The following is a 14,501-nucleotide window of genomic DNA, read 5'->3' on the forward strand; positions in this document are numbered from 1 at the left end:
GTATGCTGCAGCCACACCTCCACCCCCCCCCCCCCCCCCCCCAAACCCCGCTCCCACAGGAGATTTCAGGCGTGCCGGTAATTGTCAGTCAGTACCGTATTTCGGCGAACGCGGGCCATACAGCAGGCCTGCGCGCTGACCGGCCGACAACAGGCGATTGCTCGCCACGCCGGCAATCGGGTATCCGGCATCGGTCGAGCTGTTGATCACCTGCTTTACCGCGGCGGTGATCAGCATGCCGACCAGGCCGCCACCACTGTTGTTGCCGCCCTCTTCGCTCGACGCCCGTGCCGAACCGGTCCACAGCGTGGTGCCGGATTTCAGATCCACCAGTCTGGCGGTGGCGGTCACGGCGGTTTCGCTGCTGATGACCATGTAGCGCGTGCCGTACTCGGTCACGGTGATGTACAGCGCAGCGTCGGCACCGAAGATTTCCTTCAGCTTGTTGGCCGGTGCCTGATGAATGTCATCCGGCGTGGTCAGGCCGTTCTGGCGGAAAGTTTCATCCACCAGAGTGATCGGCAACACGTAGTAACCGGCTTCGGCCAATGGGAACGTCACCTGCGACAGCAAGCTGTAGGAAGCCTTGACGTCCGGCGAGGTGTTCAGCGGTGGCAACACCAGAATGGTCTTCGGGCGCGCCTGTTTGTACGCCGAATAGTCGACGGTTTTCGGTGCGACGCAGCCACCGAGTACGGTCAGGGCCAATCCGGCGGCCAGCAGTTTAAGGGTACGCGAGATCATTTGGCGTCTCCGGTCTTGGCGTTTTTAAGCAGAAAATCCATGTACGGGCCGGACTCGGGGAACAGCGCTTTCTCGGTGCGGAACTGCTGCACCATCTGATCGTCCTTGCCCATGCTCAGGTACAGCAGGCCCAGGTGCGCGTGGTAACCCGGCGGCACGGCCTTGCCGGTGGAACGGATCTTCTGCAGGTCGCGCTCCAGCACTTCGGCCTGGGCTTCTTTTGGCTCTTCGCCTTTGAAATATTCGTAAACCTGCGGTTGGTAATCTTCCCACTGGTACAGGGTTTTCGGGCTGCTGCAACCGGCCAGCAAGGCGCTGGCGGCCAGCGTCAGGGCCAGCAGCGACCGCGACAAAGTCAGATTCATGGGTGTTGCTCCTTGCAATGGGTGTCGATCAGTTACCCGGTTTCCAGGCGCCGGCGTTCATGCCATCAACCAGACGATTGATCGCCTCGCGCATGGCCAGATCGAGGACTTTGCCGTTGAGGGTGGAGTCGTACGCAGCGGTGCCGCCGAAGCCGATGATTTCGCGGTTGGACAAGGCGTACTCGCCGGCGCCCTGGGTCGAATACACCACTTCGGACGTGCTGATATTGACGATGTTCAGGTTGACCTTGGCGTAGGCAACCTGGGTCTTGCCACGGCCGAGAATGCCGAACAACTGGTGGTCGCCGGTTTCCTTGCGGCCGAACTCGGTGACGTCACCGGTGACCACGTAGTCGGCGCCCTTGAGGCGCTGGGCCTGGCCCTTGATCGCCGCTTCCTGCTGGATCTCGCCCATGTTGTCGCGATCCAGTACCGAGAAACGGTTGGTCTGCTGCAAGTGAGTGATCAGGATGGTCTTGGCCTGGCCGCCGAGACGGTCGACGCCGTCGGAGAAGATCCCGCGCATGTAGCTGGAGCGGTTATCGAACTTGCCCACCGCCATCGGCACGCGAGCACCGGTCCAGGCTTGCGTGGCGCTCTCGACCTTGGCCACCGGCAGTGCGCGGGAGCTTTCGGTGGCGCAGCCGGCAAGGGAGCCGGCGATAGTGCCGAGCACGGCAATCGCAACGCCTGAGACCAACATCCGGGAGATCATTCTCACTGTGCATTCCTTCTGAAAAAAACGGTGTGTCCCGGCACGGCAAGGCGGTGGGGAGCGGAAAAGGGGCGGCATTATGACAAAGTGCCATCATTGGCGACAGATATTTTTGACGCCAATGAATTGGCTTGTTTGGACGCACACAAATCCCCCTGTGGGAGCGGGCTTGCTCGCGAAGACGGTGTGTCAGTTGGCAAATAAGTGGCTGACACACCGTCTTCGCGAGCAAGCCCGCTCCCACAGGGGGGATTTGTGGTGTTCTGGGTTTAGTGAAAATCGCGGCTCTGCACACGAATGCCATCCAGCAGCGGACTCAGGTCGCTCAGCCGTCCGGCGATCAAATGCCTCACTTCGCCCTCGCGCTCCCAGCGGCCATCGACCCTGAGCAGTTGCGAGCCGACCAGCACCTGACGCTGACGCTCGGCCAGATCGCGCCAGACCACCACGTTGACGTTGCCGAACTCGTCTTCGAGGGTGACGAAAGTCACGCCGCTGGCAGTGCCCGGTCGCTGGCGCCCGGTGACCAGCCCGGCGATGCTCACCGGCCGCCCGTGTTCGACGTCCAGCAACTCCTGCGAACTGCGACAACGCCGCGCCTTCAGTTCGCCACGCAGCAGCGCCAACGGATGCGGCCCCAGCGTGGTGCCGATGGTCGCGTAATCGGCTTGCAGGTCCTCGCCGACACTCGGTTTGGGCAGCAGCACATCGGGCTCTTCCTGGCTCGGCAACCCGGCAAACAGGCCCAGTTGTTTCTGCACCCCGGCCACTTCCCAGCGTGCGCGATGCCGATGCCCGGCCATGCCGCGCAACGCGCCGGAGTCAGCCAACAGCGCCTGGGCGCGACTGTCGAGCGCGGCCCGCTCGCCCAGATCGGCGACATCGGCAAACGCCCCGCGCGCCCGCGCCGCTTCGATGCGCAGGGCGTCATCCTCGCGAAAGCCCTTGATCATCCGCAGGCCCATGCGGATCGCCGGCTGCGCGCCGCTGATCGGCTCCAGGCTGCAATCCCAGTCGCTGGCGCGCACGTCCACCGGACGGATCTGCAACTGATGCCGACGGGCGTCTTGAAGGATCTGATCCGGGCTGTAAAAACCCATCGGCCAACTGTTGATCAACGCGCAGGCAAACGCCGCCGGTTCGTGGCACTTGAGCCAACAACTGGCATAAGTCAGCAAGGCGAAACTGGCGGCGTGGGACTCGGGAAAACCATAGCTGCCAAAACCCTTGATCTGCTCGAAGATCTGCGCGGCGAATTCCTCGGTGTAGCCGTTTTTCTTCATGCCGGCGGCGAGGCGTTCCTTGTGCGGCTCCAGGCCGCCGTGGCGTTTCCACGCGGCCATCGAGCGGCGCAACTGATCGGCCTCGCCGGGGCTGTAGTCGGCGGCGACGATGGCGATCTGCATCACCTGTTCCTGAAACAACGGCACGCCGAGGGTGCGTTTGAGCACCACTTCAAGTTCCGGCGAGGGATAGGTTTCCGGTTCTTCCTTGTTGCGTCGGCGCAGGTACGGATGGACCATCCCACCCTGAATCGGCCCTGGGCGGACGATCGCCACTTCAATCACCAGATCGTAAAACTTCGCCGGTTTCAGCCGCGGCAGCATCGACATCTGCGCCCGCGACTCGATCTGAAACACGCCGATGGTGTCGGCGCGGCTGATCATCTCGTAGGTCGGTTTGTCTTTGTCTGGAATCGTCGCCAGGCTCAGATCGAGATGGCGATGACGACGCAGCAGATCGAAGCAACGGCGGATGGCACTGAGCATGCCGAGGGCGAGGATGTCGACCTTGAGCAGCCCGACCGCATCGAGGTCGTCCTTGTCCCACTGAATGATCGTGCGCTCGGCCATGGCGGCGTTTTCCACCGGCACCAGCGTGTCCAGCGGCTGCTCGGAAATCACGAAGCCGCCAGGATGCTGCGACAAGTGCCGGGGGAAGCCGATCAATTGCCCGGTCAGGCTCAGCACCCGACGCAGCACCGGGCTGTCGGGGTCGAACCCGCCTTCCAGCAAACGTGCCAGTGGCGGTGTTTCGTCGCTCCAGTGGCCGCAGCAATCGGCCAGTGCATTGATCTGATCCGGCGGCAAACCAAGGGCCTTGGCCACGTCACGCACCGCCCCGGCGGCGTGGTAGGTGCTGACCACCGCCGTCAGCGCCGCACGCCGCCGGCCATAACGGCGGAACACGTATTGCAGGACTTCTTCACGGCGTTCGTGCTCGAAGTCGACGTCGATGTCCGGAGGCTCGTTGCGCTCTTTCGACATGAAACGTTCGAACAGTAGCGTGGTGCGATCCGGGTCGATCTCGGTGATACCCAAGGCAAAACACACCGCCGAGTTAGCCGCCGACCCCCGGCCCTGACAGAGAATCTGCTGATCGCGGGCAAAGCGCACCACGTCGTGCACGGTGAGAAAGTAGCTTTCGTAGCCGAGTTCGGCGATCAACTTCAGTTCCTTGTTGATCTGCCTCAGCACCTTGAAGGGCGCGCCTTTTTTCCAGCGCCAGGCGATGCCCTCTTTAGTCAGCTGACGTAGCCAGGAACTGCCGGTGTGACCCTCTGGCACCAGCTCTTTCGGATATTGATAGCGCAACTCGCTCAGCTCGAAAGTGCAGCGCCGCGCCAGTTGCACCGAGGTGTCGAGCAACGCTTGCGGATACAGCTCGCGCAACACGTCGAGGCTGCGCAGGTGCCGCTCGCCGTTGGGGTGCAGGCGCAACCCGGCCTCGGCCACCGGGACGTGATGGCGGATCGCGGTCATGGTGTCCTGAAGGGCGCGCCGGCCACGGGCGTGCATGTGCACATCGCCGCTGGCCACGGCGAGAATCTGCAGCTGGTCCGCCAGGTTAAGCAGTGCCGCCAACCGACGCTGGTCGTCCTGCCCGCGATGCAGCTGCACCGCCAGATAAAGGCGCTGGCCGAAGGTCTGCTTCAGCCAGCGCCCCACCTCCACGTCATCGACGCTGTCCGGCACCCACAGCGTGAGCAAACCCGGCAACGGCTCGCTGAAGTCCTCGCGCAGCACTTGGTACTGGCCCTTCTGCGTACGCCGTCGGGCCTGAGTGATCAAGCCGCACAAGGCCTGATAGCCCGCAAGGTTCTCCACCAGCAGTACCAGTTTCGGGCCGTTGTCGATGCGGATTTCGCTGCCGATGATCAGCGGCAGTTCAACCGATTTCGCCGCTTGCCAGGCCCGAACGATCCCGGCCAGCGTGCACTCATCGGTGATCGCCAGCGCCTGATAGCCGTGCTTTTTCGCCCGCTGGAACAGCTCAAGGGCACTGGAGGCGCCGCGCTGGAAACTGAAGTTCGACAGGCAGTGCAGCTCGGCATAGTCGTCGTTCATGCAAACCAGCCCTGCAGCCACAACGGACCGCCCTCGCCCACGGCCCGATAGGCCCAGCCCTGCTGACCGGCACGGTTCTGAATCAGGTAGTAATCGCGGCGCACATCGTCACCGTCCCACCAACCGGATTCGATGCGCTCCGGGCCCATGAGGATTCGCGCCGAACCTTCCGGCACGCTTTGCGGCTCGCCGAGCAGCCAACCCGGACGCTGCACGCTCGGCAAACCGCTGCAACGCTGCTTGTCGACGCCGTTCTGCCACGCACATTCCGGTCGGTGGTCGGCCTGAAAGCGCAGGCCCTGCACCGCCTCATCACCGAGCCGCGCGCGCAGGCGTTCGCGCAATTGCTCCCAGGGCAAGGTCTGTTGCGGACGGTCATCGAACAGTTCCTGACACTGCGGCACAAAACTCGGCAGATCTTCGGCACGCAGGCGGAAGCCACGCACCGGGGCCTCGACCTGCACTTGCTCCAGTCGTCCACGGGCCAGTTCGAAAAGCATCGCCGGATCGCGCTCGGCGCTGAGCAGGCCGACCTTGATCAGCGTGTCCGGCAGCCCGGCGTGTTCCAGATGCAGGTCGAAACGCTGCACGCCGCTGTCACGTCCGCAGAGGAACGCCGACAGGTCAGCGGTCAAGCGGCGTAACGGGAACAGCAGCGCCTGATGGGATTGCACGTCGAAATTCAGTTCGATGCGCACATCGAAACGATCCGGCGGCAGATAGAACGCCAAGGCCAGCGGCCGTGCGCCGAACAAGGTGTCGAGATGCTTGAGCATCGATGCTTCGAAGCGCCGGGCCAAGGCCTGACGCGGCAGGCTCTGCAGTTGGTTCAGGTTGCGCAGGCCCATACGCGTCAGCGCGGTGGCGACCTGCGGCTCCAGCCCGATGCGGTCGACGGGCAACTGCCCGAGGTGATGTTGCAGGGCTTCACCGTCCGGTACCACGAGACCGTCATAGGCGTTGGCCAGCACCCGCGCCGCCACCGGATTGGGCGCGGCGACGATGCGATGGCGGAAACCCAGCCCAGTCAGTTCCTTGCGCAGCCGCGCTTCGAACTGCGCCCAAGAGCCGAACAGACCCAGGCTCGATTCGATCTCGAACACCACGGTACGCGGGTAATGCACGCTGACCTGCGCGCTGAAACGATAGGCCCACGCGGCGAGAAACTGCTGCCAGCGCTCGACCTCGGCCAGGTCGTAATCGGCGGTGGTAAAGCCTTTGCTCAGGGCTTGCGCCGCGGTCATCGACTGCCCGGCGCGCAAGCCGAGCTGACGCGCCGCCGGATTGACCGCTTGCAGCACCCGGCGCTGGGCCGGGCCACTGAGCAGCACCAACGGCTCAGCAGGATCGGCACGCTGACGCAGCACCGCGTCGAGGGCCAATTGCGGGAACAGGATACACACCCAGCGCATGACGACCTCAGTGCCCCACGGCAAACGCAATCGGCGCCGTGCGCGCCAGTCCGCCACGGCACTTGAGCACGCGCAACTGGGCCGGTCTGGCGTCGATGGCGATGCGCAACGCGGCCGGCGACGGATTGATCGCCTCGCTCAACGGGCGCCAGGCAAACGCCAGGGTCTGGCCGGTTTCCGCCGCCACCTGCAAGCGCCGCAACGCGCGGTCATCGGCCTTGTGCGGCCAGCACAGCACCGCGCCGCAACTGCCGGAGCGCAGGCATTGTTCCGCCGCCCACAAGGCATCGCGCTCGCTGGCCTGAATCACCGACAACTGACGCAGATCGACCCCGGCGTTCGCCCACGCCTGCGGGTACGGCACGAACGGTGGTGCCACCAGCACGATGCGCTCGCCCGCCGCCGACAGCCGCGCCAGGGTCGGCCACACCAGTTGCAGCTCGCCGACCCCGGGCCCGGCCAGGAGGATTTCGCTCAGCGCCGCTTCCGGCCAGCCACCGCTGGGCAGTGCCGCATCCAGCGCGGCATGGCCGGTGGGTTGCGGGCTGGCCGTCGGCGGCGCAGGCCGGCCCTTCCAGACCTGGCCGCCATTGAACAGCGTATCGAGTGCAACGACGGCGCCCATCAGCCTTGCCTCACCAGACCGCAAAACACGCCTTCGATGGCCAGGTCCTGATCATCGCGCACGACAATCGGCTGGTACGCCGGGTTGCGCGGCAGCAGCCGGACCTCATCGCCGACGCGCTCGAAGCGTTTGATCGTCACTTCGCCATCGAGCCGCGCCACGACGATCTGGCCGTTGAGCGCTTCGGGATTGCGCCGCACACCGACCAGATCGCCGTCGAGAATGCCGTCCTCGATCATCGAATCGCCCTGCACCCGCAGCATGTAGTCGGGGGTACGGGAGAACAGCGCCGGGTCGAGCATCAAGCGGCTATGGATATCGGCATCGGCACCGATCGGCGCACCGGCGGCCACCCGGCCGAGCACCGGAATATCCAGGAGCTCCGGTCGCGCCGGCTGCCCGAGCAGGCGAATGCCCCGGGCCTGATGCGGATTGACCTCGATAAACCCGGCTTCGGTAAGCGCCAGCACATGCTTGCGCGCCACGCTGCGCGAGGCAAAACCAAAAGCCTCGCTGATTTCAGCGAGGCTTGGGGACTGACCGTGTTCGGCGATGCGTTCGCGGATAAAGGTCAGGATGGCGGTACGGCGGGGAGTCAGATTGGTCATGGAGTACATTTGTACTCTTTCGCATTTTTGCTGGCAATGACCGCCAGTCAGTTCAATCCACGCTCGGCCAGAAATGCCGAGATGTAATCGATGAATGCGACGACCTTGGCCGTGGCCCGCCGATGGCTCGGGTACACCGCGAGAATGTGCGGGCCGAAGGTGTCGGGGTCGATTTCATAGTCAGCCATGACCCGCACCAGACGCCCATCGGCAATGTACGGCGCGGCGCTCCACAGCGGCGTGTGCAGCAAGCCGCGTCCGGCCAGCGCGCTGGCCAGCAACAGGTCGTAATTGTCGCTGCGCAAGCGCGGCGCCGTCGGTTGCGCCAGGCTCAGGCGCTGGCCGTCGCGCTCGGCCCACCAGAACTCGCGGCTGAGCAACGGATGCTGATACAGCAGCCATTCATGCTGTTCGAGGGTTTGCGGGGTGACCGGCAACCCTTTGCGCGCCAGATAGTCCGGGCTGCCGCACAAGGCCAGGCGATTGCTGCCGACCACCCGGGCAATCAGCCCCGGCAGGTCGTCATGGCCTTCGCGCAAGGCCAGGTCATAGCCGCTTTCCAGCAGATTGACGAACGCGTCGCACAGATCCACTTGCAGGCTGATCTGCGGGTATTGCTGCAAAAAGCCGTCACACGCCTGATCGAGAAACGCCCGCCCGTACGCCAACGGTGCAGTGATTTTCAGGCTGCCGCGCAGACCGTGCTGCAGCTGCTCGATTTCCTCGCTGGCCTCCTCCAGCCGCTGCAACACCAGCCGCGCGGTTTCCAGATAGACCCGGCCGATTTCGGTGAGCAGAATCCGCCGTGTGCTGCGCTCGAACAGTCGCGCGCCGAGTTCCGACTCCAGATGATTGACCGCTTTGGTCAGGGCCGACGGAGTCTTGCCCAGTTGCTCGGCCGCACGGCTGAAACTGCCGAGCTGTGCGGTGACCACGAACATTTTCAGTGCACCCAGCTTGTCCATGCTTTTTCCATTCAGGCAAAAACGTTTTTCGTGAGGAAGGCGTTCTGTCGGCCAGTGTCTGCCACTAATCTGGCCATCAGACGCAATAACAAGGAAATCTTCAATGAAAAGATTCATCCCGAGTCTGTTGGTTACCGCTATAAGTTTTGCCTCGATGGAAGCCATGGCCGCCACCGATCTGGTGCTGGTCAACGGCAAGATTTTCACCGCCGATCGTTCACAACCGGAGGTGCAGGCGCTGGCCGTGGAAAACGGCAAAGTGCTGAAAGTCGGTAGCGACGCACAGATCAAGGCACTGATCGAGCCCAGCACCCAAGTGATCGACCTCGGCGGCAAGACACTGATGCCTGGCTTGATCGACAGCCATTCCCACGCGATTTTTGGTGGCCTGGAAATGGTCTCGGCCAACATGGAAGACGAAGTCGTCGCCCTCGATGAACTGGAAAAACGCCTGCGCGCCTGGCGTGACGACGGCAAGGCCAGACATGGCGATGTGCTGAGCATTGCCGGCATGAGTTCAGCGTACTGGGCGCAGGCCGAAGCGCTGGGCAAGACCTTCAACCACGGCGAATGGGCTGACGTGCCGGTGGTGTTCACCGGCAGCGATCACCACACCGCGTGGGCCAACAACGTGATGCTCAAGCGCGCCGGCATCGACGCGGCGTTGCTCAAGACCCTGCCCGCTGCGGAACAAGACACGATCGGCAAACTGGCCAGCGGCGAGCCCAACGGCTTTCTGGTCGATGCCGGCTGGGACCGGGTCGCCGCGAAAATGCCGGTGCCGAGCCCGACCGATATGCTCACCGCGGCCAAATCCGCTGTGCGCTTCAACAACAGCCTCGGCATCACCGCGTGGATGGACCCCGCCGCCAACGCCGCACCGGGCGAGCCGGTCTTCGCCCTCAAACCCACCGAGAAAACCGTCGGCGTGCTGCCGGCCTACAAAGCGCTGTCGGAAAGCGGCGACATGAGCGTGCACGTTGCAGCGTTGCTGGTCGCCAACCCGAAAAGCCTGCCGGCCGATCTCGATACGCTGGATAAGGTACGCCAGCAATTTCAGGGCATCCCCAACCTGACCCTGCCCGGAGTCAAGATCTTCGCCGATGGCGTGATCGAGTACCCGGCGCAGAGCGCGGCGATGATCGATCCGTACCGCAACTCGCACAAACAGGGCGAGCTGCTGATCGACCCGCAGCATTTCGGCGAACTGGTCAGCGCCATCGACCAGCGCGGCTGGCTGGTGCACATCCACGCCATCGGCGACCGTGCGGTGCGGGAATCACTCAATGGCATCGAACGCGCGCGCAAGGATCGGCAGAGCGGCATTACTCACTCGATCACCCACCTGCAAATGGTCAATCCAAAAGAGTTCGCCCGCTTCAAACCGCTGAACGTGGTCGCCTCGATGCAATTGCTGTGGGCCAGCGCAGATGACTACACCACCGACATGATCAAGCCCTACGTCAGCGCCCTCGCCTTCCGCTATCAATACCCGGCGCACTCGCTGCTGAAACAGGGTGCGACGATTGCCGGTGCCAGCGACTGGCCGGTGTCGTCGCCCAATCCGTTCAACGCCATGGCCCAGGCCATCACCCGCGTCGGCCCGTTGGGGGTGCTGAATGCCGACGAGCGTCTGGACCGCGAAACCATGTTCTACGCCTACACCGCCAACGCGGCGCGGACCATCGGCCTCGACCAGCAGATCGGCTCGCTGACGCCGGGCAAACAGGCCGATTTCATCGTGGTCGACCGCGACGTGTTCAGCGTCGACGAAAAAGCCCTGCATGACACCCAGGTTCTACAAACCTGGTTTGGTGGGCGTCAGGTCTACACCGCCGCCCAATAACAACAGGATCCCTCCCTCTTTTGTGGGAGGGGGCTTGCTCCCGAAGGCGTCCGGTCAGCAAACATTTCGATACCTGACCCACCGTTTTCGCGAGCAAGCCCGCTCCCACAGGGACTTTCACCCTACCCAAGCATTTCCACTGCATTTTCCAGCCCCCATAACAATCACAACATCGGGACTTCACATGAAAGCCTTGCCCTTGCTCGCCCTGAGTTCCTTGAGTCTGTTGCCCTTGAGCAGCCAGGCGATCCCCTTGAACGACGACTTCGCCGTGCTGGTCGACCTGACTCTGGCCAGCGACTACCGGACCCGCGGCATCTCGCAAACGCAAAACGACCCGGCCCTGCAAGCCGGCCTGACCCTGACGCACAGCAGCGGTTTGTACGCGGGTGCCTGGAGCTCCAACGTCGATTTCGGCGGTGGTCTGAAAACCCGTCAGGAAGTTGATTACTACGCCGGCTGGCTGTGGCAGGCCACCGAGGACGTCAGCCTCGATCTGGGTTACCTCAAGTACGCCTACCCCAAGGAAAGCCAGTTCAACCAGAGCGAGGTCTACGGGATTCTCGGCGTCTACGGGGTGAAGCTGGCGGCGTATTACTCCAGCGATGCGCCGGGGGTCGACAGCAAGCAGAGCTCGCTCTACACCTATGTCGGTTATGAAACCGAGCTGCCGTTCGATTCCGGGCTGAAACTGCGTTACGGCAACATGGACTTCAAGGACCCGCACCTGTACTCGGCGTCCGGGCATGGCGAGAACAGCTATCGCGAATGGGAGGTCAAGCTGACCCACAATCTGGCCGGGGTGGTGTTGGGCCTGAGCTACATCGACACCGATCTGTCGCAGAGCCAGTGCCTGAGCAACTGGGGATTCAAGGATGTGTGCACTGCCACTGTCGTCGCCAGCCTGAGTCAATCCTTCTGAAAATCACGACTCCCCTGTGGGAGCAGGCTTGCTCCCACAGATGATTGTGGTGAAGCTAAGAACCAAGTTGTGCCAGGTAGTCCCACGGGTAGATCCCGCGTTGATGGCCGTCGCTGAACACCAGTTGCACGCCATACCCCTGCGGGTTGATCTCGATCAGACGAACACGGTCATCCACCAGCGGAGTAACGCCTTTCAGGCGAAACGCACGGCACTGCGAGCACGGGCACTGGCGGCGCAGTTCGGCGTGATTGAACAGCGACTCGCGGCCGTCCGGCCAGCTCAGGCTCAGGGTCTGCTCGCTCTGCGAATTGCCCAGCGACAGCGGGTTCATTGCAGCTGACTCAAGGCAATCCGCACCGCTTTGCGCACTTCCGGATCACCGTCATCCTGCGCCGCCTGCAACGCCGCCACCGCGCGGCGATCATTCAACTCACCGAGGGCCAGCGCGGCTTCCTTGCGCAGGTTGCTGATGCGGTGGCCGAGGGTTTCGATCAGAGCGTCCAGCGCAGGAGCAAAACGCAAACGACCGAGGCTGCGAGTGGCGCGCAAGCGCACTTGCCAATAGTCATCGCCGAGGGCGGCGATCAACGCCGGACCGGCGTCGTTGTGGCCGACTTTGCCCAAGGTTGTCGCCGCTTCTTCGCGCACTTGCCAGGCAGCGTCCTGCAGTGCCTGACGCAGGGCCGGCAGCACTTCGGCACCGGACGCCAGACCGAGGGCACCGGTGGCGGCGCGGCGCACTTCGGTGTCCGGGTCGGCGCTGGCCAGTCGCGCCAGGGCCGGCAGTGCGTCGAGCTGTTTGAGCCAGCCCAGAACGCCCACGGCTTCGCGGCGTACGTTGGCATCGGCATCGTTCAGCGCGGTAATTGCAGCCGGTGCGGCCTCGGCGAAACGCAGTTCGCGCAAGGCACGGAACGCGGCGATTCGCACACTGACTTCGGCGTGATCGGTCCACGGCAGAATCACCCGGCCTGCCGCTTCGGTTTTGAGCAGACTCAGGCTTTGCGCGGCGGCTGCCTGCACGGCCGGAGACGGATCGGTCAGCGCCTGACACAGCGCAGCCACCACCGGTTCGTCCTCCCAGGCTTCCAGCAGCCGCGCGGCTTCGGCGCGGACTTCTTCGGCGGGATCTTCGCTCAGTTTTTCAACCAGCCACAGCAGCCCGTCCGGCTCTTCCAGATCAGCCAGTTCGATCAGGGCAATGCGCCGTACACCGGCATCGTCAGCGGTCAGACGCGGTTGCAGGGCAAGGATGTCGTCGTTATCGGTCACAGCAAAAAATGAGGTCATAGGGCAAATCGCGGCAAAGGGTTTTCGGGAGGCAGGCCGAGCGGGTTGAGGCGCGGCAGCGGTCGGGGGTTGTCGTGGCGCAGCAGGTCGAGGCAATGGCGTTTGAGGCGGGAGAATTCGGGGCTGGTCACCAGTTCGCTGGTACGCGGACGCGGGAAGTCCAGGCGCAGGTCCTCGATGATTCGCCCCGGTCGCGCGCTCATCACCAGCAAGCGATCGGCGAGAAACAGCGCCTCGTCGATATCGTGAGTAACGAACACCACGGTGGTGCGGATGCGCGTCCAGATGTCCAGCAGCAGTTCCTGCATGTTCAAGCGGGTCAAGGCATCCAGCGCACCAAACGGTTCGTCCATCAACAACAGCCGTGGACGGTTGACCAGCACCCGAGCGATCTCGACCCGTTGCTGCATGCCGCCGGAGAGCTGATCGGGCCAGCGTTCGGCGAAGCCGTCGAGGCCGACCAGTTTGAGCATTTCGTCCGCCGCGCGATGCCGTTCAGCCTTGCCGATGCCGCGCATCTTCAGGCCGAAAGCGACGTTGTCGCGCACCGTACGCCAGGGAAACAGCGTGTGATGCTGGAACACCATGCCACGTTGCGGCGACGGCCCGCAGACCTCGCCGCCATCCACTTTGAGGCTGCCGGCATGGGCTTGCAGGTGCCCGGCCAGTGCACCGAGCAAGGTCGATTTGCCGCAACCGGACGGGCCGAGAATGCACACGAACTGGCCCGGCTCGATCTGACAATCCAGCCCCTGCACGGCCTCGAAAGCGTGTTGGCCTTCGCCGAGAACGATCGACAACTGGCGAATATCGATCCGCCCTTCGGGGTTTTGCATTGCGCTCATCAGGCTTTTCCTCGTGGTCGGTGCCAGGGCGTGAACAGCCCGCCCAGACGCTTGATCAGCAGACTGCTACCCATGCCCAGCACACCGATCAGCAGCATGCCGACGACGATGTCGGCGTAGTTCTGAATGGTGTAGGACTCCCAGGTGTAGTAACCGATGCCGAACTGGCCGGAGATCATTTCCGCCGTGACCAGACAGAACCACGAGGTGCCCATGCCGATGGCGAGGCCAGTAATGATGCTCGGGGCGGCACCCGGCAAAATCACTTCCAGCAGAATCGCCCGGCGCCCTGCCCCGAGGCTTTTTGCCGAGGCGATCAACCGTGGGTCGCCCCCTTCCACCCCGTGCACGGTGTTGAGCAAAATCGGGAACAACGCACCGGTGAAGGTGATGAATACCATCGACAGCTCCGACGACGGGAACATCAGGATCGCCAACGGAATCCACGCCACCGCCGGAATCGGACGCAGCACTTCGAGTGGTGGCAACAGCAGGTCTTCGGCCCATTTCGAGCGGCCGATGGCGAGACCCAGGGCGATGCCGATGATCAATGCCGCGAGATAGCCGGCGATCACGCGGCTGAGGCTGGCGGTCAGGTGTTGCAGCAACTTGCCGGAATCGCCCAGACCCAGCGCCGCTTCGATCACGGCCAGTGGGGTTGGCACGTTGGCGAAGGTGACCAGGCCAAGGTTCCAGTGGTGGCTCGCGGCGAGTTGCCAGAACAGCAGGCAGAGCAGCAAAGAAGCGGCCCTTGGAACCCAGCGTGAAAATGATCGGTACACAATTTTTCCTCTCAACCGAGATCCCCCTTGTG

The 14,501-nt window shown here is 63.5% G+C and carries 14 protein-coding genes; 2 read left to right on the plus strand and 12 right to left on the minus strand.

From position 1 onward, the window contains the following. Nucleotides 1-84 precede the first annotated feature (84 nt). The 8 genes from AC27VU_RS28690 to AC27VU_RS28725 form a co-directional block, all read right to left on the minus strand. Entirely contained in the window at nucleotides 85-744 is a 660-nt protein-coding gene (locus AC27VU_RS28690) for a DUF799 domain-containing protein (protein WP_003225580.1), read from the minus strand. After that, nucleotides 741-1,109, minus strand: coding sequence for a DUF4810 domain-containing protein (locus AC27VU_RS28695; protein ID WP_003225593.1), 369 nt, complete (start codon nucleotides 1,107-1,109; stop codon nucleotides 741-743). The genes AC27VU_RS28690 and AC27VU_RS28695 overlap by 4 nt, the downstream gene beginning before the upstream one ends. A 28-nt stretch (nucleotides 1,110-1,137) precedes the next feature. Beyond that, nucleotides 1,138-1,824: a CsgG/HfaB family protein gene (locus tag AC27VU_RS28700; RefSeq protein ID WP_262143421.1), complete on the minus strand. Its 687-nt coding sequence runs from the start codon at nucleotides 1,822-1,824 to the stop codon at nucleotides 1,138-1,140. A gap of 269 nt (nucleotides 1,825-2,093) precedes the next feature. Further along, entirely contained in the window at nucleotides 2,094-5,171 is a 3,078-nt protein-coding gene (locus AC27VU_RS28705) for an error-prone DNA polymerase (RefSeq protein ID WP_488725389.1), read from the minus strand. Then, the gene (locus tag AC27VU_RS28710; protein WP_488725390.1) at nucleotides 5,168-6,583 is read right to left on the minus strand and encodes a Y-family DNA polymerase; all 1,416 of its coding nucleotides are present in this window, start codon (nucleotides 6,581-6,583) and stop codon (nucleotides 5,168-5,170) included. The genes AC27VU_RS28705 and AC27VU_RS28710 overlap by 4 nt, the downstream gene beginning before the upstream one ends. Before the next feature lie 7 nt (nucleotides 6,584-6,590). Further along, nucleotides 6,591-7,208, minus strand: coding sequence for a translesion DNA synthesis-associated protein ImuA (gene imuA, locus AC27VU_RS28715; protein ID WP_139053725.1), 618 nt, complete (start codon nucleotides 7,206-7,208; stop codon nucleotides 6,591-6,593). Beyond that, a complete protein-coding gene (gene lexA, locus AC27VU_RS28720; RefSeq protein WP_488725391.1) occupies nucleotides 7,208-7,825 on the minus strand; it encodes a transcriptional repressor LexA in 618 nt (205 codons plus the stop codon). The genes imuA and lexA overlap by 1 nt, the downstream gene beginning before the upstream one ends. 38 nt (nucleotides 7,826-7,863) lie before the next feature. Beyond that, the gene (locus tag AC27VU_RS28725) at nucleotides 7,864-8,781 is read right to left on the minus strand and encodes a LysR family transcriptional regulator (protein WP_488725392.1); all 918 of its coding nucleotides are present in this window, start codon (nucleotides 8,779-8,781) and stop codon (nucleotides 7,864-7,866) included. Between the two features lie 103 nt (nucleotides 8,782-8,884). Between AC27VU_RS28725 and AC27VU_RS28730 the strand changes: the two genes are divergently transcribed. Then, nucleotides 8,885-10,627, plus strand: coding sequence for an amidohydrolase (locus tag AC27VU_RS28730; RefSeq protein WP_488725393.1), 1,743 nt, complete (start codon nucleotides 8,885-8,887; stop codon nucleotides 10,625-10,627). Nucleotides 10,628-10,811: 184 nt separating this feature from the next. After that, nucleotides 10,812-11,549, plus strand: a complete 738-nt coding sequence (locus AC27VU_RS28735; protein WP_488725394.1) for a TorF family putative porin — start codon at nucleotides 10,812-10,814, stop codon at nucleotides 11,547-11,549. A 55-nt stretch (nucleotides 11,550-11,604) separates the two neighbouring features. Here AC27VU_RS28735 and AC27VU_RS28740 read toward each other — a convergent pair whose 3' ends face one another. From AC27VU_RS28740 to AC27VU_RS28755, 4 genes are read right to left on the minus strand one after another with little or no spacing between them, the layout of a single operon-like run. Beyond that, the gene (locus tag AC27VU_RS28740; protein ID WP_488725395.1) at nucleotides 11,605-11,883 is read right to left on the minus strand and encodes a DUF971 domain-containing protein; all 279 of its coding nucleotides are present in this window, start codon (nucleotides 11,881-11,883) and stop codon (nucleotides 11,605-11,607) included. Continuing rightward, nucleotides 11,880-12,842, minus strand: coding sequence for a HEAT repeat domain-containing protein (locus AC27VU_RS28745; RefSeq protein WP_488725396.1), 963 nt, complete (start codon nucleotides 12,840-12,842; stop codon nucleotides 11,880-11,882). The genes AC27VU_RS28740 and AC27VU_RS28745 overlap by 4 nt, the downstream gene beginning before the upstream one ends. Continuing rightward, entirely contained in the window at nucleotides 12,839-13,687 is an 849-nt protein-coding gene (locus AC27VU_RS28750; protein ID WP_488725397.1) for an ABC transporter ATP-binding protein, read from the minus strand. The genes AC27VU_RS28745 and AC27VU_RS28750 overlap by 4 nt, the downstream gene beginning before the upstream one ends. Beyond that, complete coding sequence (locus AC27VU_RS28755) at nucleotides 13,687-14,469, minus strand: ABC transporter permease (RefSeq protein WP_488725398.1); 783 nt, start codon at nucleotides 14,467-14,469, stop codon at nucleotides 13,687-13,689. The genes AC27VU_RS28750 and AC27VU_RS28755 overlap by 1 nt, the downstream gene beginning before the upstream one ends. Nucleotides 14,470-14,501 lie beyond the last annotated feature (32 nt).

This window comes from Pseudomonas sp. 14P5.3.2 (genome assembly GCF_057799175.1).